The organism is Kitasatospora cinereorecta, assembly GCF_024172095.1.
Classification (GTDB): domain Bacteria; phylum Actinomycetota; class Actinomycetes; order Streptomycetales; family Streptomycetaceae; genus Kitasatospora; species Kitasatospora cinereorecta.
On sequence record NZ_JAMZDX010000004.1, the window covers coordinates 141679 to 165512 of the forward strand.

The window sequence follows — 23834 nt, forward strand, 5'->3', positions numbered from 1 at the left end:
AGGCCCAATGGCCCTACCGTTGGGGGCAGGGGTGGGCAAGGATCGGGGCACGGCAGCAGGGAGGCGGGCATGGGCCACCGTACGGTGGAGTCGGTGATGACCCGGGACGTTGTCCGCGTGGCACCGGAGACGGGGTTCCGGGAGATCGTGGCGGTCCTGGCGGAGTTCGACATCACGGCGGTGCCCGTGGTGGACGCCGAGGACCGGCCGGTCGGCATCGTCTCGGAGGCGGACCTGCTGCGCACACTGGCGGCGCAGGAGGACGACCTGTCGCTCACACCCGAGACCACCCCGAGCGGCGGCCCCGCCACCGGTCGGGCCGCGGTGACCGCGGCGGAACTGATGAGCGGCTCGGTGCTGTGCACCACGCCCGGCGCGAGCGTCGTGGCCGCCGCCCGGCTGATGACCGCGCACGGGGTGAAGCGGCTGCCGGTGGTCGACGCGCAGGGGCGGCTTGCCGGGCTGGTGAGCCGGGGCGACCTGCTGCGGGTGTTCCTCCGCGAGGACCGGCTGATCCATCGCGAGATCGTCGAGGAGGTGCTGGGCAAGGTCGACGGAGTGAGCCCGGCCCTGGTCGGCGTGGAGGTGGTGCAGGGCCGCGTGGTGCTCAGCGGCACCATCGATCCGTCCGGGCTGGCCCCGCTCGTGGCGCGGCTCTGCCGCTCGGTCGACGGGGTGGTCTCGGTCACCGACCGTACGAACTCGGCGCCGGAGACCGGACCGGACCCGTTCCACGCGTACGCGCCGGCACCCTAGTGTCCGCGCCTGAACTTCGATGAATATGCCCACATCTGAACACCAACGGTGACGACCGCGGCCCGCTGCGCCCCCTGCTCCCGGTCCGGGCCGCGGCCGACGCCGGAGCCCGGCACCCGCGCGGACGTGACCTGCGGACCGGGCGCGCCGGACAGCCGGCAGGCGGAGGCCCCGCAGGTGGTGCTCTTCGCCGAGGCGTTCTGAGCGGCGGCCGGGTGCGGGCGGTCCCGGGCGGGGCTAGCCTGCGGGCGTGACGGACTGGGCGACCATCTCCTCGCTGGCCACCGCCGGCGGCACTCTCGTCCTGGCGGTGGCGACCTTCGCCTCCGTCCGCTCCGCCAACCGCTCCGCCCGCACGGCCGAGCGCACGCTGCTGGCCGGGCAGCAGCCGCTGCTGGTGTCCTCGCGGGAGCAGGACCCGGAGCTGACCGCCCGCTTCGTGGAGGGCCGGATCGTCACCGTCCCCGGTGGCGGGGCCGTGGTCGAGGTCCACCAGGACATCGTGCTGCTGGCCATCTCGCTTCGGAACGTCGGCACCGGCCTGGCCGTGCTACAGAGCTGGCACGTGACCCCCGAGGTGCGAACCGAGCGGGCCCGCCCGCCGCTGGCGGAGTTCACCGCCCACGTCCGGGACATCTTCCTGGCGCCCGGCGACCACGGCTGCTGGCAGGGCGCGTTCCGCGACCCGTCGGCTGCGGAGTTCCGGGCGCTGACCGCCGCGATCGACGCCGGGGAACTGCTCACGGTCGACGTGCTGTACAGCGACTACGAGGGTGGCCAGCGGGTGATCAGCCAGTTCGCGCTGAGGCACGACCCGGCCGAGCGGGCCTGGAAGCCGTCGGTGATCCGCCACTTCCCGCTGGACCGCCCGGAGCCCCGCTAGTGTCCTGCGCCGGGAATTCGATGCTGCCGGGCTCCGGGGCTTCGGGGCTTCGGTCACATGCCCGCGTTGGCCCGGTGCCGGGCTTCGATGGCCTCGCCGGTCCTGGCGAAGGCCTTCGAGAGGTGGCGCTTGCCGACGGTGCCGACGACCACGCCGAGTACGCGTCCTTTGAGGTTCTTGCCCTCGCGGACCACGACGGCGTCCACCTCGGTCGTCCCGTCCGCTCTGGGGGTGAAGGTGTAGGTGTGACCCGATCCGCCGCCCCACACGTTGGAGTCGGTGGTCGTCATCACGACGTGGCGGGGGTCGGACCAGTCGTAGTGCAGCCTTTCCCAGATTCCCGCCGAGCCCTCGGTGACGTCGGCCTCGTGCGGGCCCCGGTCGTGCACCTCGAGGTACTTGTCGGCGCTGTTGCCGAAGACTTCCGAGCGTCCCGGCCCGAAGTCGGTGAGTCCGGCGAGGAACTCCTCGGGTGTGGCGGCGATCGTCTGATGCAGGTGAATCGTGGACATGTGCGCTCCTTGCGGTGAGCTGGCCCGCTCCGAGCGTCTCTCTGCGGCCGGTGGCCTGCAACCGTTCCTGCCGTGCCCTCGTTACGGCTCTGCCACGGCCCGGCCCAGGTCCCGTTCGAGTTCGCCGGGTGTCTGGAGGCCGCGGCCGGCGAGGCGGTCCAAGCGCTCACGGGTTTCGGGGCGGGCGATCAGACCTTGGAACGTGGCGGCGTCGGAGCGCACGTTCGCCCGGTCCGGGAGCGTGAGGTCGTTGATGGCGCGTTTGGCGGCTTTGACGCCTTCGGGCGGGAATCCGGCGATGCGCTTGGCGAGACGTTCGACGAAGCCGTCCAGGTCGGCGTCGGGCAGGGCGCGGTTGATCCAGCCGTAGCGCTCGGCGAGGTCGGCGTCGAAGTCGTCGGCGCCGACGACGGCCTCGATGGCGCGGGTACGCCCGAGCCGCCTGGTCAGGTGCTGGATGCCGCCGGCGCCGGGCAGGGCGCCCGTGCCGGCCTCGAACTGGCCGAAGACCGCCTTCTCTCGCGAGGCGAAGATCATGTCGCAGGCCAGGGCGAGTTCGTCCCCGCCGCCGCGGGCCCTGCCGCGCACCTTGGCGATGGTGATCACCGGGACGTGCGCGAGCGCGTGCAGGAGCATGCCGAGCGAGGCGTCACCGGGGCCGCCGGCCTTCGCGGCCTCCGCCGTGTACTGCGGGACCGCCGCGAGGTCCACGTGGGCCGAGAAGAAGTCCGGTGCGGCGCTGTCGATGACGACGACCCGCACGTCACCCGGGTCGGCGTTCAGCGTGGCCACGAGGGAGACGAGGTCGCGGACGAGGTCCACCCCGATGAGGTTCAACGGGCCGGCGTCGAGGGTGGCGAACAGGACTCCCGCGTCCTGCCGGGTGCGGATCGAGGCGTATGCGAAGGTCATGACGGCTCCGGCGGGTCGGTCGGCGGGATCCAGGCCGCGAGGAGGTTCCGGACCGGGTCGCCGCCCTCGCGGGCGAGGTAGAGGGCCCGGGAGCTGATCCACAGCACCGTGCGGCCGAGGTGTTCCGGGTAGTGCCCGATCATCGCGTCGAAGAACTCGACGGGGGTGTCGTGGGCGGCCAGGGCCGCCTCCGCGTCGTCGAGGTACCGGCGGGTCTCGGCGATGAGCCGCTGCGCATCGTCGTCGCGGTTCCTGTTCTGGTGTCCCGCGACGATCCGGCGCGGTCCGAGCGCGGCGACGGTGTCGATCGCCTTGCGCCACGGGCCGAAGTTCCCGTCGGCCGAGTCGGCGAGGTACATGTGCACCCCGTTGTAGATCGTGTCGCCGGCCACCACCAGGTCGAGGTCCGGCACGTGCAGCACGGTGGAGTCGTCGCTGTCGGCGTGTCCCACGTCCACGATGGCGAGGTCGTGCCCTTCGAGGCTGAGGCGGTCGCCGGGAACGGTGACCGCTGTGACGGGGGACGGTGGGATCCGGTCGGGCCAGATGACGTCCCACAGCACGCCCCGGGCCTGCGTGTTGTGGTGCATCTGTGCGATCGTGCCCGCGGAGGCGGCGACCCGGGCGCCGAATCGCTCGGCGAGCATCCCGGCGGTGAACCAGTGGTCGCCGTGCCCGTGGGTGGCGACGATCCACATCAGCCGCTTTCCGCTCGCCTCGACCCAGTCGCCGACCCGCTCCGCCTGCTCGCGGGTCAGGGGCGGGTCGACGAGGACGGCGTCGTGCCGACCGCTGATCAGGGTGACCGCGCTGGGCTGGAAGGTGCGCGGCTGCCCGTCGGGCAGCGGCTGGGTTCCGCCCATCGGCTCCGGGTCCGTGACGAGCACCTCGTGGCTGATGCCGATGTCGGTGGACATGGTTGCTCCTGTCGTTCAGGGCACGCGGCCGGACCGCCGGCCGGCGCTGCCGGGTCTGGTCACGGACGGTCGCGGTCGAGGAAGGCCGCGACATCGCTCGCGAACCGTTGGAGGGAGGATCCGAGGACGCCGGCCTGCGACACGGTCCTGATGGGGGTCCGTGCACAGGAGTGGATCACCGGAACACCCCTCCGGACGGACCTCCCTCCCAGCATGCTTCAGCAGCCGCCGGACCGACACCGCCGCCGCAGGACAGGCCGCTGTGCAGGGCGGTGCCGGGGTCCGGTTCGACGTCGGGCAGGATGGCCCACCCGGCAGCTGCCGCCGCGACCCCAGGGAGACCGCCGTATGGCCGACCACTACCCGTACCGAATCACGACCCGGACAGGTGATCTGCTGCTGATCTGGCGGCTCGGGGAGGGCGATGACGTCGACCGGCTCGTCGTCGACGGTCTCGGACGGCTCCGCACCTTCCCCGACCTTGCCGCGATGAGCGAGTGTTGTCGGCGCAACGGCTGGGAGCTGGTGTGGGAGGACGGGGAGGACACGGCCGCGCTCGACCTCGCGGCCGTCCGGCGGTGGATGCAGCATCCCCGAGACGCTCCGGTACGGGAGGTCCTGCTGCTGGACGCGTGGAACTTTTTCGAGGACCTCTCCCGGAGCCTGACGACCGGCGCGCCACTGCCCGAGCAGGGACCGGTCCACAACAGCGCCTACGACAAACTCTTCGGCGGCACGGCTCTCGACCCGACCGCCGACGACGACGATTCCTGGACGGACGAGGAGGCCGCTGCGGTGCGCGAACTCCTCCGCGCCGGCATGGAACTCTGGGACACCGCCGCACGCGAGTCCGTGGCTGGCTGACCGGCTCATCAGCCGGGAACGGGCGGTCGCAGCAGCCGGTCTGACCAGGCATCGAAATTCCGTGCGACGTCGAAGCGTCCACGCTACGGTGTGGGCCGTTCGGGGCCTGCCGGTCCCCAGGTAGAGAGCGATCCGCACGTGCACTCTTCTTCTTCCTCACGTCATCTCGGACGTTCGACCGCGGCCTCGGCTGCCGTCGGTGTGGTGTTGATCGCCGTGGGTTCGGCGCAGCCCGCGTCGGCGCAGTCCGCCGACAAGGACCGTCCCTCGGTGAGTTCGCCGGCCACCTCGCCCGCGAGCGCGTGCGCGGGTGGCACCGTGCTCGGCGACACCGAGGTCGATTTCCGTGCCCGGATGCAGAATCCGGCGGGTACGGCGCTGACCGCGGAATTCCGGCTCGTCCGGGCGGACCGGCCGGAGACGGCGGTGGCAGCCGCGGGGAGGCTGGCGGTGACGTCCGGTCAGGAGGCGGTGGTGGTGGTGCCCGCCGCGACGTTCGAGAACGCCGCGGGTGGGCGGATCACCGACTTCGTGTGGCAGTTCCGGGCCGACGCCGACGGCCGCAAGAGCCAGTGGTCGCCGCAGTGCCGGTTCTCCTTCGACCCGACCCGGCAGGGTGCGCCGGTCGCTGCGGCGCCGAGCGGCGCGGTGATCGGCAAGCCGGTCACGGTGACGGTGGCGCCTCCGGCCGACGGTTCGGTGCCGGCCGGCTACTCGTACCAGCTGAACGACGGCGCCCCGGTGGAGGTCCGGGCCGACGCCGGCCGTGCGGTGATTGCGCTGACGCCCGGTCGGGCCGTCAACACGCTGACGGTCACCAGTCTCTCCCCCGGCGGCAACGTCGGCGGCCAGGCGCGGCTGGAGTTCTCCGCCGCGGCGCCGCCGCCGAACCTGACGACCGCCGATCTGACCGGTGACGGTATCCCCGACCTGGTGACGGTCGGTGGACGCAACGGGCTTCCATCGGGCATCTGGCTGGCCCCCGGCACCGGCGACGGCCATGTCGGCCCGGCCGTGAACATCGGCGCCGCCGGCCCCGGCTTCAACACCGAACCGACCCCGTCGGACTGGGACGGCGCGCTGCCGCTCACCGGACGGTTCACCGGCGGTTCCTTCCAGGACCTCCTGTTCTACTACCCGGGCGGCATCCGGGCCGGTCACCTCGGCGTTCGCGGCGGCGACGGCAGCGGTGGTCCGCTGCCCACGGGCGGGGTGAACGGCTACCTCTCCGACTGGTCCGGCAGCTACCCCTCGCAGGTCGCCGAGGCCGGCACGGTCTCCGGCCGCGCGACCGGTTTCCCGGACCTGCTGGGCATAGCGCCGGACGGCTCCGGCGGCACGGCGCTGAGCATCTACCCGGCGTATCCGATCCCCGGCATGTTCGACATGCCGACGGCGCTGAACGTCCGCACCCCCGACGGCGCCACCGACTGGAACGACTGGACGATCGCCTCGACCGAGGTCGCTGCCCCCGGCGGCGGCACCGGCACCGCGCTGTTCCTGTGGAAGAAGTCCACCGGCGAGCTGGACCTGTGGAAGGACCTGGCCGCCGACCCGGACACCGGCGCCCTGACGTACCAGTCCGTCCCGATGGCCACCGGCTGGAACACCGGCGCCGACGTCCAGCTCCAGGCGGCGGACATCAACTCCGACGGCACCCCGGACCTGTGGACCGTCGGCGCGGGCGGCCAGGTCACCGCCAACCTGTTCCACGACCTGTCCGCCACCGGACCGGCCGGCCTCACCCAGGTGAGCAGCACCCTCACCCACTGATCCCGCGACGACGCCGAAGCGCCCCCGGACCTCCCGGGGGCGCTTCCGCCCAGCCGGTCCGCCGTGTCCGCCTCGGATGACATCCACCGCAACGCTTCCTGGGAACTTCCTGAGGAGTCCGGCATGGCGGCGGCATGTCAGACATGCTGGCCTGACGGATCCCCGACAGCAGAGGAAGGCGGCGAACGCGTTGCCCATCGGCGTAGCGGTCACCAACCCGGCCCACCCCGATCACGGGCGACTCGTCCGCCACAGGAGAGACGGGCGCAGCGGGACGATCTCCGGGCAGCTGGTCGAACGCGACGGCGAGACGGGCAAACTGCTGGGGCATCGGATCTTCGTCCGCCCGGTCGGCGGCGGAATCGAGTGGGAAGCCGCACCGGCCGACCTCCAACTCGTCGGGGAGCACCCGCCGAACGGCGCGAAGCGCCGCTGACGCACGTCCGCGCCCCAGGGCCGCGGGGTCGGCGGCGGCGTAGCGGTCGGCGACCTCGGCGGGGCCGCCACCGAGGTCGTGGGCCCATGCCAGGTCGGCGGCCGGGGCGAGGGCCATCACCCCGGTGAGCCGCGGCACTTCGGCGAGCCGGCCCGGCGATCCCTCGGGCAGGCGGTGGCGCGGTCCCGCCCACAGGGCCAGGTGTCCGCCGGCGGAGTGCCCGAGCACCACGACGCGGTCGGTGTCCACCGCCGCACCCACGATCCGGCCGACCTCGCCGGGAACGACGTCGACGGCCCGGGCGACGTCGAGAAACGTCTCCGGCCACCCGCCGGTACTCCACGTTGACCGCCGCCCAGCCGCGCGCGGCCAGGTCCCGTGCCGGCGACGACAGTTCGGCCCGGCCGTACGGCTCGCGCCAGAAGCCGCCGTGCAACAGCAGAACAAGGGGTGCCGGGGTGTGGCCCGGCCTGCTACCCCACCCTCATCGGCAGCCAGGAGAACCACCACGGCGGCCGCCCGCCCGGACACCGCCCGGGCAGGTAGGCGCCCGCCACCTCACCGTTGTTGAGCGCGAAGTCCCCGACGAAGACCGCCGCACACACCGCAACCCCCAGCAGGCAGCCGACGGCGATCGCAGCCCGCCGCGATCGCCCCCACATGAACAGGCGCCCCAGGCCGAACCCGACCGGGAAACACATGATGTAGACCAGGAGCCGCACCGTGGACCGGTCGAAGGCGACCTCGGCAGCCAGGCGCGGTGACGTGTCGATCGCGACCTGGGCGGCCTGGTCCGAGCAGTAGGTCCAGGCGTCCACGATGGTGCGTTCCTGCCACGCCATGAGCATGAAACCCAGGACTACGGCCAGGAAGACGCCCAAGCAGCCCAGGGCGACGCCACGCCCCGCCCCAGCCGGCTGCACCGTACCGCCGCCACCCCCGGCTCCGACCGACCCTTCGCTGCTCTCCCTCGTCACTACTGACGTCACCGCTTCCGTCGATGGTCCTTCGGCGCCGGGCAGGCTATCCGATCGCGATCTTGCCGAGGCAACCGGCCCACTCGTCGGCCCGCCCGCACCGCGACCGCACGGAGTAGAAAGGACATATGGGAAGACAGACCGTCGTCGTGCTCTACGTGATCGCGCTGGTGGCTGTCGTGGTCGGCGTGGACATCCTGTTCTTCAGGCACCACCTCTGGGAACGGCTGATGGTGAACGTCGGAATCGTCCTGGTGTTCGCAGCGTTCGCCCTGAGGTTCCTGAAGCGTTCGTGAGCACAGCCACCGTCCACCTGGCGGCAGGTGATCAACCTGCCCCGTCCGACTTCGGCCACGTGCCCAGCAGCCGGAGACGAGGACGCCCGTATTAGTGCACGGGACGCCGAATGCAACGGCCTCCCGGTCCATCTCCTGTGGCTCAAAGGCGCCGTCCGCAGTTGAAGGCCCCGGAAACGGCCCACCCGTACTGCGCTTCGACCGACGGTCATGGACGCTGTGCAAGCAACAGCGACCGCATCCGCACAAGCATCTGGTCGAGCAGGTGCACAGCACGGGCCGGCACAGGCGCGTCCCGGTGCGTGGCGCGCCAGTAGGACCCGGTCAGGGACTCGACCTCCGCAAATACCTGATTGTCCTTCGCGCCGGCGAGGATGAGAACGAAGCGCAGGTAGCCAGCGATTCGCGAGTCCTGCCGATGGGCCTCGGCGAATGCTTCCACCTTCGGCAGCAGGTTCACGGCAGCGGGCGCCGCGGGGAAGGCGGCTGCCAAGGCGGCGAGGCCGAGGCGCACGCCCAGGCACTCGGTGTCCCAGCGCGCGAGGATCCCGGCCAGCCGCACCTCTACTGCCGATCTCGCCCGGGAGGCGGCTGCCGCGTCCGCCTGCGGGTGACGGCCGGGCCAGTACTCGGCTGTGTGTCGGTCCGCCTCGGTGGCAATGCTGAGGAGCATCCTGACCAGGTCGAAGCGGTCGCGAGGCGGAACGCGGTCGTCGACGGCCAGCGCGGTGAGGAGCCGAACGCCTTCCGCGGTGTATGTGTCGCAGGTGTCCTGGTGGTGGATCTCGTTGTAGAACTCACCGAGGAACTCGCTCTCCGACCGCCACGGGCCGAACTCCGGCCCGAAGAGGAGTGCCGCTTGGACAGGCATGGAGCGGCCTCCGAACCGGTCGATGGCGACAGTCCGGAAGGTACGGCGGATCTCGGGCTCGAACAGCTCGTGCGGCTCGCCCCCTTGGTCCGAGGTGGGACCGTCAGCACCCTCTCCGGCCGCAGCCCCGTTCGCGCCGATCACGTCCCCCACGAGCCTCACCTGGTCCGCCTTGCTCCAACCACCGTCGCGAGGACGCTACAGGCGGCTGCCGACGACGGACCAGGTCGCTGCCGAGGCCACCGCTCGGAACTGCCGGCGTGCTTCTGAGCGAGTTCGCGGGCTGAGACGGACCGCCGTCCCGGGCGGCGCCACCGGTAGTTTTCCGCTGCCGACAACCAGTCGCGCGCGGGGCGTGCAGCCCGCTCGTTCCCGCCCGTTCCCCGGAGGGATGCCCATGTTCACGGTCAACGAGTACTTCGACGGCACCGTCACGTCGATCGCCTTCAAGCAGCAGGACGCCCGGGCGACCATCGGTGTCATGGCTCCCGGCGCCTACACCTTCGACACCGCCGCCCCGGAGACCATGCACGTGATCAGCGGCGCCCTGACCGTCCGGCTGCCCGGTGCCGACGAGTGGGAGACGTTCACCGCGGGCAGCCGGTTCGATGTCCCGGGCGACAGCGCGTTCGATCTCAAGGTCGAGGGCGACACCGCCTACCTCTGCGAGTACCGCTGACCGCACCCGCCGGCGGCTGCAGCGGGGTCGACGGAACACGGCCCGCCGGGCATTTTGTCGGTTTCTCCCCCATTTCCGATCAGCCGTACACCCCACCATCCGATCTGCATACGACCGGATCTCCCGATTGACCGGCTACCATCGACAGCTTCCGTGAACACTCGCGCGATTTTCGTTATCCGTCGCGCGCACGGGGGTCTCCTGTCTCGAAGGCAGTCGACCGGAGGAGAGACAGATGATGGAGTACGAGACCGAGGAGCTGGTCCGGCAGGCGCCGAGCCCGTCCACGCGCCGGGCGGGCGGCGGGTCGCACCGCAGGGGCGACAACGGACGGCACCGCGCGAGGTCCAGGCCCGGTACGAAGCCGCTGCTCGCGGTGGTCGCGATGGCGGCGACGGCGGCCACCGCGGTGGTCGGCGGCAAGACACTGTTCGCGTCCGGCCCGCAGGACGGCCGGGCGGCGGCCGCACCCGACCCGTCGCTGCCGGTCGGTGACGTGCCGCTGACGCCGAGCCCGTCGGACGTGCCCCTGTCGGCGCCGGACCCGCAGTCGACCGGGCCGACCCGGCTGCCCAGTGCCTCCGTCAGCACCACCCCGGTGCAGCAGTCCGCCACGCCTTCGGCGGCGCCGACCACCCCGCGGGCGGCTGCGTCGCCGACGCGGGCAACCCCGAAGGCCGGCGCCGGGGCCGGCGGCGGCGGCGCCGACTCCGGTTCGAGCGCGGGCCTGGACGCTGCGACGAGCCAGGTCCTCGCGGTGATCAACCAGGCGCGTGCCGCGCAGGGCGTCGCCCCGCTGCAGATCCTCGCCGGGCTTCAGACCAGCGCCAACGCGCACAACCACACCATGGCGGCCGGCTGCGGGCTGCAGCACCAGTGCCCGGGCGAGCCCGCCTTCGGCGACCGCGAGCACGCCGGCGGTGTGCAGTGGGGTACTGCGGGCGAGAACATCGGCGAGGGCGGCCCGATGGCGAACACCACGGAGGCGATAGCCAAGATGGCGGTCGGGCTCACCAACGACATGCTCGCCGAGCAGCCGCCCAACGACGGCCACCGCCGGAACATCCTCAACCCGGCCTTCCACCACATCGGGATCCAGCTGCTGCGCGACTCCTCGGGCACGGTGTGGATGACCCAGGACTTCTCGGACTGACGGCCGGGGCGGCGCTCCGCCGCCTCGGTCTCCTGCGACCGTCCACGCGGGCGGGCCGGCACATCGGCGCCGGCCCCGCGGGAGGCGGCACCACTGGACGGCATCACCCTCGACCGCGACAAACCCGGCGACGTCGGCGGTCACCCCCGGGATACTGGTCGCCCATGGATGAGGTCGAAGTCGTCGTCGCCCATTCCGAGCGCGCGACCCTGCGCGTCGGCGACGTGTTCCTGAAGGTGGACCCCGATCAGGCGCGCATCGACGCCGAGGTCGAGGCGATGTCCCTCGCGCCGGTCCCGACCCCGGAGGTCCTGTGGCGCAGGCCGCCCGTGCTCGCGCTCGCCGCACTCCCGGGGACGACGCTCGGGCGCCTCGGCGGGCCGTCGACCGGGTCGCCGGCGGCGTGGGCCGCGGCGGGCGCCGCCATCCGGAAGCTGCACGACGCGCCCCTGCCGCCCCGGCCCGGCCGCGCCGGCCGGAGCACCGCCGCGCTGGCGGCGGAACTCGACGACGAGTGCGCGTTGCTCGTGACGAACGGCCTCCTGCCCGCCGAGCTGGTCACCCGCAACCGCCGGGTCGCCGAGGCCGCACTCCGACCGTGGACGCCGGCATTCACGCACGGCGACCTGCAGATCGCGCACGTCTTCCTCGACGGCGACGAGGTCACCGGCATCATCGACTGGTCCGAGGCGGGCCGGGGTGACGCCCTGTACGACCTCGCCACCTTCACGCTCGGACACGAGGAGCACCTCGACGACGTCCTCGCCGGCTACGGCACCGACATCGACCTCGACGTGGTCCACGCCTGGTGGTCGCTGCGGAGCCTGCTGGTGGTCCGCTGGCTGATCGAGCACGGCTTCGACCCGTTCGCGCCGGGCTGCGAGGTCGACGTGCTGAGGTCCCGGATGTGAGACGGCCGGCTGCCGGGTGGTCGTCAGTGGAACAGGCGGTCGGCGCCGGTGGCCATCCGGTGGGTGGAACTGTGGCGGTTCACCCAGTCGCGGACGAGGTTGACGGCGTTGGCGCACTGCCAGCCGCTGTCGTACTCGCGGACGCCGGTGAAGGCACCGTAGCCGGCGATGATGCCGTCGACGCGTCCCTCCCCCAGCAGCTTGTCGACGTACCAGGGGTCGTTGTAGGTGGTCGTCCAGGACAGGGCGGCGGCGAGCCGTCCGGCGTCACGGTCCGCGGCGCCCTTCTTCAGCTCGGCGCACGTGTTGTAGCCGGCTTCGGTGCAGTTGCCGAACCCCTTGGTGATGTCGCTGTCGCCGTAGTCCATCGCCCGGTGCCCGGCCGGGAAGCCCGTACCGGACCGGTTGAAGGCGCCCTGGGCCTGGTCGCGGGTGCCGGTCGTCGTGATGCCCTCCAGGGGACCGAGCCTGCCTTCCAGGCTCTGCCAGCCCCGGCCACCGACGTCCGGGGTGCTGCCGCCGTGGTACTCGAAGAAGCCGTACAGCACCTGGATCCCGGCGGCGGTCAGCCGCTGCGCCTTGTCGCGCAGTCCGGCGACGCTGCATCCGCGGTTCTGCTGCTCTCCGCAGTAGTTGGGGTCCTTGATGTCCAGCCAGACCAGCGCCAGGCGGCGGCCCGCGTGGGCGTTGGCGACGATGCGGTCGATCATGCTGTCGAAGCCGGGGCCGAGCCGATTGTCGCCGGCCGAGGAGCAGTCGTGGTAGGCGCGCCATTCGTTCGGGTTCCACCAGGCGCAGACGTCGATCTCGATGCCATTGGCGCCGTGGTCGAGCGCGGCGTCGATGCCGCCGAGGGTGTCGACCCGGTGCGCGATGGCGTAGATGGCGTGACGCTGATCAGCTGCGGCTGCGGCTGCGGCCGCCGGGGGCGCGGCGACCGCGGTGGCTCCGATGATGCCGAACAGCGCCGCCGTCAGCGCCGCTAAGATCCGCCGACGGGCACCCTGCCTGAGGTGAGAGGCCACGGGACCACTCCTTCTTGTCGGTGTACTGACACGCCGTTGAGTGCGCCTACTGTACGTCGACAGAGGATGTGTGGGCGCAACCTCCGGGAAGAGCCTTCACGACGCCCGCGACGGCCGCGCTCAGGCCAGCAGGCCCGACAGCACCGCCGCCGTCGCGCCGAGCAGTTGCTCCGCCGCCCGGCCGCCCGCCGCCGTCCGGGCCAGCAGGCCTTCGCGCGCGGCCAGGATCACCTCGGCGGCCTGGGCGGCGTCCGCTCCGGCGGGGACGAGTTCCGGCAGGGTGCGTTCCAGCACCGCGGCCAGCGCGGACGACACTGCGCGGTCGTGCTCGGCGACCCGGGCGGCCAGTTCGGGCGAGCGTGCCGCGAGGAGGCGGAACTCCAGGAAGAGCAGGATCCATCCGGTCTCGGCCGGCTCGACCCGCAGCAGCGCCTCGACCAGCCGCCGGGCGCGCTCCGGCGCCGTCATCGCGGCTCCGGCGGCCGCGAGTTGTTCCAACTCGGCCATCCGGTCCGCCGCCTGTGCGTCGAAGAGGGCGAGCAGCAGGTCCTCCTTGCTCGCGAAGTTCGAGTAGAAGGCGCCTCGGGTGTACCCGGCGGCCGCGCAGATGTCCTCGATGCTCGTGCGCGCGAAGCCGACGGAGAGGAAGAGGTCGCTCGCCGCCGCCAGGATCCGCGCCCGGGTGTGGACGCGGCGCCGGGGCGGTCGGGGGGCGGCGGGGCCGTCCTGGGGTGGATTCACAGGAACACGATACATGGTGTATTCAATACAGGTCGTATTGAAACCGGACCGCGAGGGACCTCCCCATGACCCGACTGCTGATCACCCATGCCCACCTGCTCCACCCCGAGACGGGCACCCGCACCGAACCCGGCTGGCTGGAGGTCGCCGACGGCCGGATCGCCGAGACCGGCACCGGCCGCCCGCCCGCGGTCGGGGACGGCGTCCGGGTCGTCGACGCCGCCGGCGCCACCGTGCTGCCCGGCCTGATCGACGCCCACGTCCACCTGCTGGTCACCACCCTCGACCTGGCCGCCGTGGCGAACTGGACCCCGGGCTACCTCACCGTCCGGGCCCTCGCCGAGGCCGAACGGATGCTCCGCCGCGGCTTCACCACCGTGCGCGACGTCGGCGGCGCCGACCACGGCATGGCCCGCGCGCTCGACGAGGGACTCGCCCTAGGCCCGCGGCTGATCCACGGCGGCAAGGCGCTGTCCCAGACCGGCGGCCACGGCGACCTCCGCCCGCTCGGCCACGACTCGCACGCCTGCTGCCAGTCGCGTCCCGACTTCGGCCGGATCGCCGACGGCGTGGACGCTGTCCGGGCCGCCGCCCGCGACGAGTTCCGCAAGGGCGCCGCCCATCTCAAGGTGTTGCTCTCCGGGGGCGTCGCCTCCCCGCACGACGAGATCGCCGCCGTCCAGTACAGCGAGGAGGAGATCCGGGCCGCCGTCGAGGAGGCCGACAACCACAACCGCTACGTCACCGTCCACGCCTACCACCCGCGGGCGGTCGACCGGGCGCTGCGGGCCGGCGTGCGCTGCGTGGAACACGGCAACCTGATCGACGACGGCAGCGTCCGACTGCTGCTGGAACGCGACGCCTTCCTCGTACCCACGCTCGTCGCGTACGAGCAGACGGCGAGGCTCGGCGCCGGCTCCGGACTGCCCGAGGCCTCGCTCCGCAAGCTCACCGAGGTCCGCGACCACGGACTGGCCGCCCTCGAGCGCGCCCATCGCGCGGGCGTCAACCTGGTCTACGGCAGCGATCTCCTCGGACCGCTGCACCCGGCGCAGTTGGAGGAGTTCACCCTGCGCGCCCAGGTCCAGCCCGCCGCCGACATCATCCGCTCCGCGACGACCACGGCCGCCCGTCTGCTGCGGATGGAGGGCGAGATCGGCACCCTCGCCCCCGGCGCCCACGCCGACCTGCTCGTGGTGGACGGCGACCCGCTCGCCGACCTCGTCGTCCTGACCCGCCCCGACAAGCACCTGAAGCACGTGATCAAGGCCGGCTCGGTGATCTGAGCCGGGCGGCCGACGACCCCGGAACGCGCCTGACGGTCCGTCCAGCAGTGATAACGACATGCCTCATGTGATCGCCAGATGATAAGTATGCGCAGTGATCATGCGTACTACCCGGCCGATTCGCCGGGCGCTTCCCGCTGCCCTCCTGACCGCCGTACTCGCCGCGCTCGCCGCCTGCACCGGCACCCCGCACACCGCCGCCCCGCCCCGGCCGCACCGAGCGGCTCGGCCGCCGCGCCCAGCCCCTCCGCGAAGCCCACGGGCGCCGACGACCCCGCGCTGAAGGGCTTCTACACCCAGCAGATCGCCTGGTCGCCCTGCCCGGACGACCCGAAGACCGAGAAGATCGACGAGTCCTCGTTCCAGTGCGGCCGCCTGCGCGCGCCGCTCGACTACGCGGACCCCGCGGGCGAGTCCATCGAGGTGGCCCTCACCCGCCGGCCCGCCGCCAAGGCCGACCAGCGGCTCGGCTCCCTGCTCTTCAACCCCGGCGGCCCCGGCGGCTCGGGCATCGAGGAGGTCCAGCACGGCGGCGAGCGCTTCAAGGCCCTGAACGACCGTTACGACCTGGTCGGCTTCGACCCGCGCGGCGTCGGCGCCAGCACCTCCGTGCACTGCCTGGACGACGCCGCCCACGACGCCTGGGCCACCGCCGACGACCGCCCCGACGACCACGGCAAGGCGTACGCGGACGCCTGCACGGCCAAGTCCGGCAAGCTGCTGGCGCACGTCGGCACCCGCGACGCCGCCCGCGACCTGGACGTGCTGCGCGGCGCCCTCGGCGACCCGAAGCTCAACTACCTCGGCTTCTCCTACGGCACCTACCTCGGCTCCAGCTACGCCGAGCAGTTCCCCGACCGCACCGGCCGCCTCGTCCTGGACGGCGCCGTCGACCCCACCGCCGATTAACTCGACCTGCTGGTCCAGCAGTTCGCCGGCTTCGAGAAGTCGCTGCAAGCCTTCGCCGCCGACTGCACCCACCAGGACCACTGCAGCCTCGGCAGCGACCCCGACAAGGCCGCGGGCAAGCTCGCCGCCTTCCTCGACGGCCTGCACGCCGACCCGCTCGCGGCCGGCCACGGCCGCAAGCTCACCGCGACGGCCGGCTGGACCGGCACGCTGAGCATGCTCTACGGCGACAAGAAGTCCTGGGAGTACCTGCGCAACGCGGTCGGCTGGGCCATGCTGCGCGGCAAGGGCGACTACCTCCTCGACATGGCGGACGGCTACAACGGCCGCGACACCGACGGCCACTACAGCAACATGTTCGACGCCTACACCGCCATCCACTGCGCCGACCCGGGGGCGGAGACCCCCAGCGCCGAGCGCCTGCAGGCCGCCCTGGCCAAGGTCCGCGAGCAGGCCCCGCTGGTCGGGGCGCACTTCACCGAGAAGGACCTCTTCGACCCGGACTGCCGCTCCTGGCCGACCCACTCGACCGAGCAGCCGCACGTCGTCAAGGCCACCGGCAGCGCGCCGATCCTGGTCGTCGGCTCCACCGGCGACCCGGCCACCCCGTACGCCTGGGCGGAGAAGGTCGCGGCCGGGTTCGCCAACGCCACCCTGCTCACCCGCGAGGGCGACGGCCACACCGGCTACGGCAAGAGCACCTGCATCACCAACGCCGTCAACACCTTCCTGACCGACGGCACCATGCCGGCCGCCGGCACCCGCTGCCCCACCGACTGAGCCCGGGCGGCCGCCCCTTCGGACCGCGATCCGAAGGGGCGGCGGACCCACCGGTGTCCCCGTTCGCTCCGCACCACCGCTCTCCGAGCCCCTGGCCTGCGCGAACGCACACCCCGGCACCTGGCCGCCGGCAGCAGCCTGCCATCATCTCCGCATGTTTCCCGCACCGCCGCTCCCCGCCGCCCCGCCGTTCACCCCCGCTGCCGCGGACCAGTGGCGTGCGACGCGCGTCTGGCGCCGGTGGGAGACCCGCTGGCTCGCCCTGCTCCCGCTGGCCGTTGCGCTGCTGGCGATGGTGTCCGACACCTCCTGCCCCACCCCGACCGCCTGTTCCGACGTCTCCCGATGGCCCGCCGTGCTCGCGGCCTCGCTCCTGGTCGCCGAGTTCTTCGTCCTGCTGGCCAGGCCGCGAAACCTCTGGCTCGTACCCGCCGTCACCGGCGGCCTGCTCTGGCTGATCCCGGACGGCCTGCCCAACCAGCTCACCAACTCGGCCTCGCTGCTGGCCCACGGCCTGCTGGCGGCAGCCCTCGGGCGGGTGGAGCTCGGCCGCCGCCGAGCCCGGGCCCAGGTGGAGACCCTGATGGGACCGCCGCTCCCGTACCCGTGGACGGCGGCAGGTGCCACCGCGGCGCCGACCACCGGTTGGACGCCCTGGATCCGACGCGCGCTCGGCGCCCTGCTGCTGACGGGCGCAGCCGTCCTCGCGGCGCTCGGCGCCGTCGACCTGAACGACAGCGAGACCCGCGCCGCCGCCGCGACCCGGGTCGAGGGAACGGTGGTCGCCGCGGACCCGGACTACGTGGAGGTCCGCTTCCCGCTGCCCGGGAGCAGGCGAGCGACCACCGCCCGGCTGGACAACGTGTGGGACGACACCCCGAAGCCCGGCGATCCGCTGGTCGTGCTGGCCGACGAGCAGGGCTTCGTCCTGGTCGCCGGCGACACCTTCGATCCGAGTGGCTGGGCCGCCGGCGCCACCGCGTCCGGCACGCTGGGCATCCTGCTGCTCGCCTCCGCCGCCCGCTCCGTCCGCCGCCGACGAGCCCTCACCGAGCCCGGGGCGCCCGCACTCGCCGTCCAGGTCACGCTGGACGGCCACGGCTCCCCCGCGATCCACCCGGTCGGCGAGGACACCGGCCTACCCGCCGTGTGGCGGATGCGGGTCCGCGAGAGCTGCAGCTACACGGCGACCGACGACAACGACCCGACCTGGCTGCACGAGGACACCCTGAGCAAGCAGGCCGACCACGCGGACGAGTTCGAGGCGTACGGCGTCGACGAGGCCGCCCGAATCCTGGAGCAGGCCGGCCGGCCCGTCCCGGGGCTGCTCTACCAGGGTCCGGACGGCGCATCCGCGCAGGTCCTGGTCTACCGTCCGCCGACGCCCGGCGCGGACTGGGTCGCGGACATCGCCGACGAACGCCCCCTGCCCCGGCGACTCGTGCGCCGCAAGCCCGGACGCCTGGAGCAGGAACTGGCCGTCCCCGCCCTGGCGGCCAAGACCCTGTCCGCCGTCCCGGACCTCCCCGACGCGCCGCGCGAGCCGGCGCGGGTGTTCGGGATGCCTGCGGCTCTCCGCATGACGGCCGGGCCGCTCACCGCAGCGCTCCTGTCCGGGCTCGTCGTGCTGGCGAGCCCCCACACCCTGGTGGGTGGCCTGCTCCGTCCGCTCGCCTTCGGCAGCGGCGCCTTCATCTGGACGGTCGCGGCCCTCGGCTGGCAGATCTCGATCGACCGCGACGGCGTGTCGACCGCCGGGGCGCTGCGGCACCAGCGGATCCCCTGGGCGCAGGTCAAGGCCGCCGCGGTGCACCGCGGGAGCCTGGTCATCAAACTCACCGACGGTCGGGAGAACAGCCGCGGCAGCCTGCCCGGCCGCCTGCTGCACCGCCACCTCGGCGGCCCCTCCTCCCCCGCCGAAGCAGCCGAAACGATCACGCTGCTCGCCCACCGCCCCGCCCGCCGCCCGCTCGAAACCCCCACCCTGCCGCCGATCGGCCGCCCCCAGCTGCTCATCAACCGCCTCTCGCTCGCGGCGTTCCTGACCTTCGCCCTGGCCCACTACTTCCTCTGACGAGCCGACTCCGAGCTCAGGGCTGTCCGCCCAGCCCCAACTTCCCCACCCCGTACGGGGAGAAGATCATGTGGGCGGCCCAACCGTGGTGGACGAGCGCGACCTGGGAGGGGAGCGGCATCACCGGATAGAGGGCCCTGCCTCGCGACCAGTTCGCGAGCAGGCCCCTCGGTGGTCGAGACGGTGGCCGCGGCCCCGCTCCTGCTCCCGGACGGATCACGGCCCGCCACTTGGGCGCGCCGCCCGGTCTGCCGCGGCGGTCGGGCATGGCTGCAGTTCCAGGACCGACGCACCTGGTACCGCCTCGAACTGTGACCACGGGCGCGCTAGGACGGACCGGCGCCCGACGCTGCCGTCCGGGCGGGAACGGGGCCGACATCGCACTGCCTCACCCGCCGATGACCGCCCGGTAGCCGGCAGCGTCGAGGAGCCGGTCGAGCTCGGCCTTGTCGGAGGGCTTGAGCTTGAAGATCCAGGTCTCGTACGGCTCCTCGTTGATGAGTTCCGGACTGTCGCCCAGTTCCTCGTTCACGGCGATCACCGCGCCGCTGATCGGCGCATAGATGTCCGACGCGGCCTTGACCGACTCGACGACACCGGCGGCGTCGCCGACCGCGAAGGACTTGCCGACCTCTGCCAGCTCCACGAAGACGATGTCGCCGAGCGCCTGCTGGGCGTGGTCGCTGAGTCCGACCGCCACCGAGCCGTCCGATTCCAGACGCGCCCACTCGTGCGACTCGGCGAATCGCAGATCAGCCGGGATGTTCGACACGCTCGCTCCACTCAGGTCGACGTTGATCAGCGGACTCATCATCACCCACGACTCCACCGGACCGGCCGAAGCAGCGCGCTGTCCTGACGGCGTGTCACGGAAACGGCCGTGTGCGCACCGCCTCCCCGGGTCCGGCACATAACGAATGCGCTGCAGCCGGTGGCGCTTGCGCCCACTTTGCTCACACAAGAGCGGAATATCTTATTCCGGAAGAGGGATTGAACCCCTAGGGTTCCGCGCATGGTGGGTTCCATTGACATTCACTCGTCCGGGTACGTTGCGGGCGGCGCGTTGGGCCGGTTCCTGATGGTCGGCGGCGGCGCCGGCCTTGTCTGGTGGCTGACCCGCAGGTGGCGCAATCCGGTCGCCGCGACGCCGGAGGAGGTCGCCGGGGCGAGCGCCCTGGGCAGGAAGCGCAGGAGGTTCCTGGGGCTGGGGCTCGCCGTGGCCGTCACGTCGCTCTCCGCGGCCATCGCGGTGGACGCCACCCGCTCCATGGGTCCCGGTCCGAGCATGCCCCTCGATTCGACCTACCGGATCATCACCGCACCCGACACCGTTGCGGGCTACCACCTCATCACCGCCCACCCGGCATCCGGGATCTCGCCGGAGAGTCAGCTCCAGGACAGCCAGGAGAAGTGCTGGTTCTACTCGAAGACCCCGGGCGGGACCGAGCACAGCCTGCTGTTCTGCGCCTCCACTGTGCACGGCGATCAGACTGCGGCAGCCACTCGGGCCGACCACTCCTACGCCTGGCTCTTCGAGAACTACTTCGCCGCTGTCAAGGTCGGCGACGCCGAGCAGGTCGACGCCGGACCCCTCGGCGGGCAGCTGCGCTGCGGCCACACCAGCACCAACGGCTTCGCCCTGTGCCACTGGGAGGACGCCTCCAACACCGGCACCCTGGTGGTCACCGGGCACACCGCGATCCCGGACACGGCCGCCATCACCCTCCAGTTCCGCGAGTCCGCCGAGCACTGAGCCCCGCCGGGGCCCCGTCGGCGTCGCGACCGGACCGGCCCGGGTACGTTCCCGCTCCGACCCGCTCCGGTCCCGCTCAGGCTCCCAGGTTCCTGAGAGCGCTTCCCGAAGGTTTCCTTAAGGAAGGCCCAAGCCGGGTCGAGGGCCCTTGACCCGGCCAGTGGTCCAGTCCAGTTTGGGAGTTGCCCCGTCCGGACGGGGGCGGCCGCACCTCGCGGCCGCAGCACCCGACGCCGTCGCGCACGGGTGCCGACCGTTGTGCGCCCAGCGCCGCCCCGCATCTCCCGGGCGGCGGTCCCCCATGCCTCGGAGAGGTCCCCGATGGAACGTGCCCCGCTCCACTCCCCCACCCCCGGTCGGCATCGCCGCCGACGCGGTGCCGTCGCCGCGGCGGCGATCGCCGCGCTCGGTCTGGCCGCCGCCGGCGCGACCGCGGCCCTGAGCGGCGGTGACGCCCTGGCGTCCGCAAGCGCCCCCGCCGCCTCCAGCGGGCTCGGTTCGAACTGGTACGCCTCCGCCCCCTACCTCATGCCCGAGGACAACAACCTACCCGACCCCGCCGCCGTCATGGACGCCACCGGCCAGAAGGCCTTCCAACTCGCCTTCATCCTCGACCAGGGCGGCTGCACCCCCGCCTGGGGCGGCACCTCCCCCATCGACACCGACACCACCATGCCCACCGTCATCCAGAAGATCCGCACCAAGGGCGGCGACGTCTCCGTCTCCGTCGGCGGCTACGGCGGCACCAAACTCGGCCAGACCTGCGGCACCCCCGAAGCCACCGCCGCCGGCTACCAGAAAGTCATCACCAAGTACAACCTCAAAGCCCTCGACTTCGACCTCGAAGAACCCGAATACGAGAACACCGCCGCCATCCACAACGAAATCGGCGCCGCCAAAATCCTCCAACACAACAACCCCGGCCTCTACATCTCCATCACCACCGCCGGCACCAACGCCGGCACCGGCTGGTTCGGCACCCAGATGCTCAACGAGGCCAAGACCCAGGGCTTCACCCCCGACAACTACTCCATCATGCCCTTCGACGGCGGCTTCAACAGCGCCACCGCCCAGACCGACGCCCTCACCAAGTTCAACCAGATCCTCCAGACCACCTTCGGCTGGAACGAGACCACCGCCTACGCCCACGAAGGCGTCTCCCTCATGAACGGCCGCACCGACGCCGCCGAATACTTCCGCCAGAACGACTTCCAGACCCTCCTCGACTACGCCACCACCCACAAACTCGCCCGCTACACCTACTGGTCCGTCAACCGCGACCGCCAATGCACCGGCACCGTCGACCCCGGACTCTCCGGCTCCTGCTCCAGCGTCACCCAGAACGACTGGGACTTCACCAAATACACCGTCAAATTCGCCGGAGCCACCCCACCCACCACACCCCCCACCACCCAACCCCCGACCTCGTCCGCCTCGCCGACGTCGTCGACCTCGCCGTCGTCCTCACCCACGGGCAAGCCGGGCACCTGCACCCAGCCCGCGTGGAGCGCCTCGACCGTCTACACCAACGGCAACAAGGTCTCGTACCAGGGGCATAACTACCACGCGAAGTGGTGGACCCAGAACGAGATCCCGACCAACAGCGGTCAGTGGGGCGTCTGGGCCGACGACGGCCCCTGCTGACGTCTTCTGACGTCTCCTGACATCTCATCAGGACCCGCTACCCGCACATTCACCCCGGCGCAGCGCGAGGGAGATGGCGTCATGGAGCAGCTCTGGTTCCGGGTCGACGTGCCGATCAGGAGCACCGTCGGACCCGATCGGCACGGTCTCCATGTCCTCGTCGGGCAGGCCGACAGCGGCGCGCAGGCCCTGTGGCTCGCGCGGGAGGCGTGCGAGGCGGCACTCGCCGCGCGGACGGCGGGGCTCACCGTTCCGCTCCGGCGTCCGGACGGGTGGACGGCGCGGGGTGTGCGTCCGGGGTGGGGCTTCGACTGGTCGGCCGCGACGGTGGTCCAGTGGGAGCGCGACAGCCTGCTCCGGGCCCTCGGCAGGGTGGGCGACGTCGCGTTCGGCTGATCCGAGCACGCGCGGGGCGCCCGGGTGGTCCGTCCACCCGGGCGCCCCGACCGGGCGCTCCGCGCCGGTCGGCTCAGGGTCGTGGCCGGCCAGTGAACCGTGGTCACGTCCTCCCCGCTGCACCGCGGCCTCTGCCATGGCGCGCTCCCGCTGCCCGCGCGCCGCCATGGCCGGACGGACGACCTCGCGCCGCCGGCCCGTGCGGAGGAGTGCAGGATCCGTCGGCGTCAGCCCTGGTTCTCGACCTCGGCCTCGGCGACCGCGATGGCGAAGCCGAGCGCCTCGGTGATGTGGGTAGCGGCCGACATCACCCGGGCCGTGCCGACGATCGGCGCGATCGCGACCAGCACGTCCTGCAGCTGGCTCGCGGTCATGTGCTCGCGCATCGCCGGTTCGAGGTGGGCGAGGTAGGAGACGGCCGGTGCGTCCATCGCCGCGAGCGCCGCGATCCGCGTGAGGATCAGCATGTCGGGGGCCAGGCCGCACCGCTCGATCGAGTCGGCGGTCATGGCCATGAGCGTGTCGAGGACGGGGGTCTCGGAAGTGGTGGGCATGTCCGGTCATCTCCAGGTGTCGTTCTGCTCCGTCCGGCCCCCTGCAGGGGCACCGGGACGCCCGCCGGGCGCCCTCCGACCGTAGGCAGCCACCGCACCGGCCGCACGGACACTGCGCCACACGGGTGGCGGCCGCCGAAGCGGACGAGCCCCGCCGCCGGAACGCCGAACCAGCTCCGAACCAGCTCCGAAGTAGCACCGACATCGCAGTCGTGGGACCTTTGGTGGACGGAGGACTCCGACCGGGTCGCACGGGAACGGGCGACGCACCTCACCGAGGGAGACCCAGCATGGCCAGCAATGTCGGCGATGCACCGGAGGGTGCTCGCGTCAGCCGGAAGCGGTTCGCGACCGGCTGGACCACCTTCGCAGCCTGCCTCATGATCTTCGGCGGATCGATGGCGGTCTTCCAGGGGATCGGCGCCATCGTCAACGACGACCGCTACGTCGTCACCGGCAACTACGTCTACAAGTTCGACGTCACCGGCTGGGGCTGGATCCACCTGATCCTGGGTCTGGTGATCGTGCTGGCGGGCTTCATGATCTTCAACGGCGCGGTGTGGGCACGGACCGTCGGTGTGATCGCCGCAGGACTGAGTATGATCGCCAACTTCCTGTGGCTGCCGTACTACCCGTTCTGGTCGATCGTCCTGATCGCCATCGACGTCTTCGTCATCTGGGCCCTGACGGCAGGAACGCACCGAGAGACGGCCTGACACACCGGAGCGCCCG

27 protein-coding genes are annotated in these 23834 nt (G+C 72.2%); 18 read left to right on the forward strand and 9 right to left on the reverse strand.

Translation table 11 applies throughout. The features are described from left to right. Positions 1-69 precede the first annotated feature (69 nt). The 3 genes from FHR36_RS20665 to FHR36_RS20675 are packed head-to-tail and all read left to right on the forward strand — an operon-like array spanning position 70 to position 1639. On the forward strand, positions 70-756 hold the full coding sequence (locus tag FHR36_RS20665) for a CBS domain-containing protein (RefSeq protein ID WP_253799639.1): 687 nt from the start codon (positions 70-72) through the stop codon (positions 754-756). 48 nt (positions 757-804) lie between these two features. Beyond that, entirely contained in the window at positions 805-960 is a 156-nt protein-coding gene (locus tag FHR36_RS20670; protein ID WP_253799640.1) for a hypothetical protein, read from the forward strand. A 46-nt stretch (positions 961-1006) separates the two neighbouring features. Beyond that, a complete protein-coding gene (locus tag FHR36_RS20675; RefSeq protein ID WP_253799641.1) occupies positions 1007-1639 on the forward strand; it encodes a hypothetical protein in 633 nt (210 codons plus the stop codon). 53 nt (positions 1640-1692) lie between these two features. Here the strand turns inward: FHR36_RS20675 and FHR36_RS20680 are convergent, their stop codons facing one another. The 3 genes from FHR36_RS20680 to FHR36_RS20690 all read right to left on the reverse strand — a co-directional run bounded on the left by FHR36_RS20680 (position 1693) and on the right by FHR36_RS20690 (position 3980). Next, positions 1693-2151 (reverse strand): hypothetical protein, encoded by a 459-nt coding sequence (locus tag FHR36_RS20680; RefSeq protein ID WP_253799642.1) that lies wholly within the window; start codon positions 2149-2151, stop codon positions 1693-1695. Positions 2152-2232: 81 nt separating this feature from the next. After that, the gene (locus FHR36_RS20685) at positions 2233-3063 is read right to left on the reverse strand and encodes an enoyl-CoA hydratase/isomerase family protein (RefSeq protein ID WP_253799643.1); all 831 of its coding nucleotides are present in this window, start codon (positions 3061-3063) and stop codon (positions 2233-2235) included. Beyond that, complete coding sequence (locus FHR36_RS20690; protein WP_253799644.1) at positions 3060-3980, reverse strand: MBL fold metallo-hydrolase; 921 nt, start codon at positions 3978-3980, stop codon at positions 3060-3062. Before FHR36_RS20690 ends, FHR36_RS20685 begins: the two co-directional genes overlap by 4 nt. A 348-nt stretch (positions 3981-4328) precedes the next feature. Here FHR36_RS20690 and FHR36_RS20695 point away from each other — a divergent pair, with 348 nt between their 5' ends. The 3 genes from FHR36_RS20695 (at position 4329) to FHR36_RS20705 (ending at position 7053) form a co-directional block, all read left to right on the forward strand. Next, positions 4329-4844 (forward strand): hypothetical protein, encoded by a 516-nt coding sequence (locus FHR36_RS20695; RefSeq protein WP_253799645.1) that lies wholly within the window; start codon positions 4329-4331, stop codon positions 4842-4844. Between the two features lie 204 nt (positions 4845-5048). Continuing rightward, complete coding sequence (locus FHR36_RS20700; protein WP_253799646.1) at positions 5049-6617, forward strand: hypothetical protein; 1569 nt, start codon at positions 5049-5051, stop codon at positions 6615-6617. A gap of 190 nt (positions 6618-6807) precedes the next feature. Further along, complete coding sequence (locus FHR36_RS20705; protein ID WP_253799647.1) at positions 6808-7053, forward strand: hypothetical protein; 246 nt, start codon at positions 6808-6810, stop codon at positions 7051-7053. A gap of 473 nt (positions 7054-7526) precedes the next feature. Here the strand turns inward: FHR36_RS20705 and FHR36_RS20710 are convergent, their stop codons facing one another. Next, positions 7527-7934 (reverse strand): hypothetical protein, encoded by a 408-nt coding sequence (locus tag FHR36_RS20710; RefSeq protein WP_253799648.1) that lies wholly within the window; start codon positions 7932-7934, stop codon positions 7527-7529. 224 nt (positions 7935-8158) lie between these two features. Here FHR36_RS20710 and FHR36_RS20715 point away from each other — a divergent pair, with 224 nt between their 5' ends. Then, a complete protein-coding gene (locus FHR36_RS20715) occupies positions 8159-8326 on the forward strand; it encodes a hypothetical protein (protein ID WP_253799649.1) in 168 nt (55 codons plus the stop codon). Between the two features lie 208 nt (positions 8327-8534). Here the strand turns inward: FHR36_RS20715 and FHR36_RS20720 are convergent, their stop codons facing one another. Next, positions 8535-9350 carry a hypothetical protein gene (locus tag FHR36_RS20720; protein ID WP_253799650.1) on the reverse strand — a complete coding sequence of 272 codons (816 nt, stop codon included), beginning with the start codon at positions 9348-9350 and terminating at the stop codon, positions 8535-8537. Between the two features lie 244 nt (positions 9351-9594). Here FHR36_RS20720 and ppnP point away from each other — a divergent pair, with 244 nt between their 5' ends. From ppnP to FHR36_RS20735, 3 genes are all read left to right on the forward strand, one after another. After that, complete coding sequence (gene ppnP, locus FHR36_RS20725; protein ID WP_253799651.1) at positions 9595-9876, forward strand: pyrimidine/purine nucleoside phosphorylase; 282 nt, start codon at positions 9595-9597, stop codon at positions 9874-9876. A 235-nt stretch (positions 9877-10111) separates the two neighbouring features. Further along, positions 10112-11029, forward strand: coding sequence for a CAP domain-containing protein (locus FHR36_RS20730; RefSeq protein ID WP_253799652.1), 918 nt, complete (start codon positions 10112-10114; stop codon positions 11027-11029). A 164-nt stretch (positions 11030-11193) separates the two neighbouring features. After that, positions 11194-11940, forward strand: coding sequence for a phosphotransferase family protein (locus FHR36_RS20735; RefSeq protein WP_253799653.1), 747 nt, complete (start codon positions 11194-11196; stop codon positions 11938-11940). A 23-nt stretch (positions 11941-11963) separates the two neighbouring features. Here the strand turns inward: FHR36_RS20735 and FHR36_RS20740 are convergent, their stop codons facing one another. Continuing rightward, the gene (locus FHR36_RS20740) at positions 11964-12965 is read right to left on the reverse strand and encodes a PI-PLC domain-containing protein (protein ID WP_253799654.1); all 1002 of its coding nucleotides are present in this window, start codon (positions 12963-12965) and stop codon (positions 11964-11966) included. 120 nt (positions 12966-13085) lie between these two features. Continuing rightward, on the reverse strand, positions 13086-13706 hold the full coding sequence (locus FHR36_RS20745; RefSeq protein ID WP_253799655.1) for a TetR/AcrR family transcriptional regulator: 621 nt from the start codon (positions 13704-13706) through the stop codon (positions 13086-13088). Between the two features lie 65 nt (positions 13707-13771). Here FHR36_RS20745 and FHR36_RS20750 point away from each other — a divergent pair, with 65 nt between their 5' ends. The 4 genes from FHR36_RS20750 to FHR36_RS20760 all read left to right on the forward strand — a co-directional run bounded on the left by FHR36_RS20750 (position 13772) and on the right by FHR36_RS20760 (position 18755). After that, on the forward strand, positions 13772-14992 hold the full coding sequence (locus FHR36_RS20750; protein ID WP_253799656.1) for a metal-dependent hydrolase family protein: 1221 nt from the start codon (positions 13772-13774) through the stop codon (positions 14990-14992). Positions 14993-15079: 87 nt separating this feature from the next. Continuing rightward, positions 15080-15901, forward strand: a complete 822-nt coding sequence (locus FHR36_RS40345) for an alpha/beta fold hydrolase (protein WP_344586573.1) — start codon at positions 15080-15082, stop codon at positions 15899-15901. Between the two features lie 216 nt (positions 15902-16117). Continuing rightward, a complete protein-coding gene (locus FHR36_RS40350; RefSeq protein WP_344586571.1) occupies positions 16118-16681 on the forward strand; it encodes an alpha/beta hydrolase in 564 nt (187 codons plus the stop codon). Positions 16682-16835: 154 nt separating this feature from the next. Next, complete coding sequence (locus tag FHR36_RS20760) at positions 16836-18755, forward strand: PH domain-containing protein (RefSeq protein ID WP_253799657.1); 1920 nt, start codon at positions 16836-16838, stop codon at positions 18753-18755. Positions 18756-19143: 388 nt separating this feature from the next. On the opposite strand, the gene gcvH is transcribed toward FHR36_RS20760, so the two are convergent. Then, a complete protein-coding gene (gene gcvH, locus FHR36_RS20765; RefSeq protein ID WP_322791133.1) occupies positions 19144-19569 on the reverse strand; it encodes a glycine cleavage system protein GcvH in 426 nt (141 codons plus the stop codon). Positions 19570-19767: 198 nt separating this feature from the next. Between gcvH and FHR36_RS20770 the strand changes: the two genes are divergently transcribed. The 3 genes from FHR36_RS20770 (at position 19768) to FHR36_RS20780 (ending at position 22548) form a co-directional block, all read left to right on the forward strand. Further along, positions 19768-20508 carry a hypothetical protein gene (locus FHR36_RS20770; protein WP_253799658.1) on the forward strand — a complete coding sequence of 247 codons (741 nt, stop codon included), beginning with the start codon at positions 19768-19770 and terminating at the stop codon, positions 20506-20508. A gap of 321 nt (positions 20509-20829) precedes the next feature. After that, complete coding sequence (locus FHR36_RS20775) at positions 20830-22152, forward strand: carbohydrate-binding protein (RefSeq protein ID WP_253799659.1); 1323 nt, start codon at positions 20830-20832, stop codon at positions 22150-22152. An 81-nt stretch (positions 22153-22233) separates the two neighbouring features. Beyond that, positions 22234-22548: a hypothetical protein gene (locus tag FHR36_RS20780; protein ID WP_253799660.1), complete on the forward strand. Its 315-nt coding sequence runs from the start codon at positions 22234-22236 to the stop codon at positions 22546-22548. Between the two features lie 227 nt (positions 22549-22775). On the opposite strand, the gene FHR36_RS20785 is transcribed toward FHR36_RS20780, so the two are convergent. Further along, on the reverse strand, positions 22776-23102 hold the full coding sequence (locus FHR36_RS20785; RefSeq protein ID WP_253799661.1) for a carboxymuconolactone decarboxylase family protein: 327 nt from the start codon (positions 23100-23102) through the stop codon (positions 22776-22778). A gap of 290 nt (positions 23103-23392) precedes the next feature. Between FHR36_RS20785 and FHR36_RS20790 the strand changes: the two genes are divergently transcribed. Then, a complete protein-coding gene (locus FHR36_RS20790) occupies positions 23393-23818 on the forward strand; it encodes a DUF7144 family membrane protein (RefSeq protein WP_253799662.1) in 426 nt (141 codons plus the stop codon). Positions 23819-23834 lie beyond the last annotated feature (16 nt).

Excerpts from the sequence above, each read along its gene's own strand:
- FHR36_RS20665 (WP_253799639.1), top strand. The coding sequence starts at position 70 with ATGGGCCACCGTACGGTGGAGTCGGTGATGACCCGGGACGTTGTCCGC.
- FHR36_RS20680 (WP_253799642.1), bottom strand. The coding sequence starts at position 2,151 with ATGTCCACGATTCACCTGCATCAGACGATCGCCGCCACACCCGAGGAG.
- FHR36_RS20685 (WP_253799643.1), bottom strand. The coding sequence starts at position 3,063 with ATGACCTTCGCATACGCCTCGATCCGCACCCGGCAGGACGCGGGAGTC.
- FHR36_RS20690 (WP_253799644.1), bottom strand. The coding sequence starts at position 3,980 with ATGTCCACCGACATCGGCATCAGCCACGAGGTGCTCGTCACGGACCCG.
- FHR36_RS20695 (WP_253799645.1), top strand. The coding sequence starts at position 4,329 with ATGGCCGACCACTACCCGTACCGAATCACGACCCGGACAGGTGATCTG.
- FHR36_RS20715 (WP_253799649.1), top strand. The coding sequence starts at position 8,159 with ATGGGAAGACAGACCGTCGTCGTGCTCTACGTGATCGCGCTGGTGGCT.
- ppnP (WP_253799651.1), top strand. The coding sequence starts at position 9,595 with ATGTTCACGGTCAACGAGTACTTCGACGGCACCGTCACGTCGATCGCC.
- FHR36_RS20730 (WP_253799652.1), top strand. The coding sequence starts at position 10,112 with ATGATGGAGTACGAGACCGAGGAGCTGGTCCGGCAGGCGCCGAGCCCG.
- FHR36_RS20735 (WP_253799653.1), top strand. The coding sequence starts at position 11,194 with ATGGATGAGGTCGAAGTCGTCGTCGCCCATTCCGAGCGCGCGACCCTG.
- FHR36_RS20750 (WP_253799656.1), top strand. The coding sequence starts at position 13,772 with ATGACCCGACTGCTGATCACCCATGCCCACCTGCTCCACCCCGAGACG.
- FHR36_RS40345 (WP_344586573.1), top strand. The coding sequence starts at position 15,080 with ATGCGCAGTGATCATGCGTACTACCCGGCCGATTCGCCGGGCGCTTCC.
- FHR36_RS40350 (WP_344586571.1), top strand. The coding sequence starts at position 16,118 with ATGCTCTACGGCGACAAGAAGTCCTGGGAGTACCTGCGCAACGCGGTC.
- FHR36_RS20760 (WP_253799657.1), top strand. The coding sequence starts at position 16,836 with ATGTTTCCCGCACCGCCGCTCCCCGCCGCCCCGCCGTTCACCCCCGCT.
- gcvH (WP_322791133.1), bottom strand. The coding sequence starts at position 19,569 with ATGATGAGTCCGCTGATCAACGTCGACCTGAGTGGAGCGAGCGTGTCG.
- FHR36_RS20770 (WP_253799658.1), top strand. The coding sequence starts at position 19,768 with ATGGTGGGTTCCATTGACATTCACTCGTCCGGGTACGTTGCGGGCGGC.
- FHR36_RS20775 (WP_253799659.1), top strand. The coding sequence starts at position 20,830 with ATGGAACGTGCCCCGCTCCACTCCCCCACCCCCGGTCGGCATCGCCGC.
- FHR36_RS20780 (WP_253799660.1), top strand. The coding sequence starts at position 22,234 with ATGGAGCAGCTCTGGTTCCGGGTCGACGTGCCGATCAGGAGCACCGTC.
- FHR36_RS20785 (WP_253799661.1), bottom strand. The coding sequence starts at position 23,102 with ATGCCCACCACTTCCGAGACCCCCGTCCTCGACACGCTCATGGCCATG.
- FHR36_RS20790 (WP_253799662.1), top strand. The coding sequence starts at position 23,393 with ATGGCCAGCAATGTCGGCGATGCACCGGAGGGTGCTCGCGTCAGCCGG.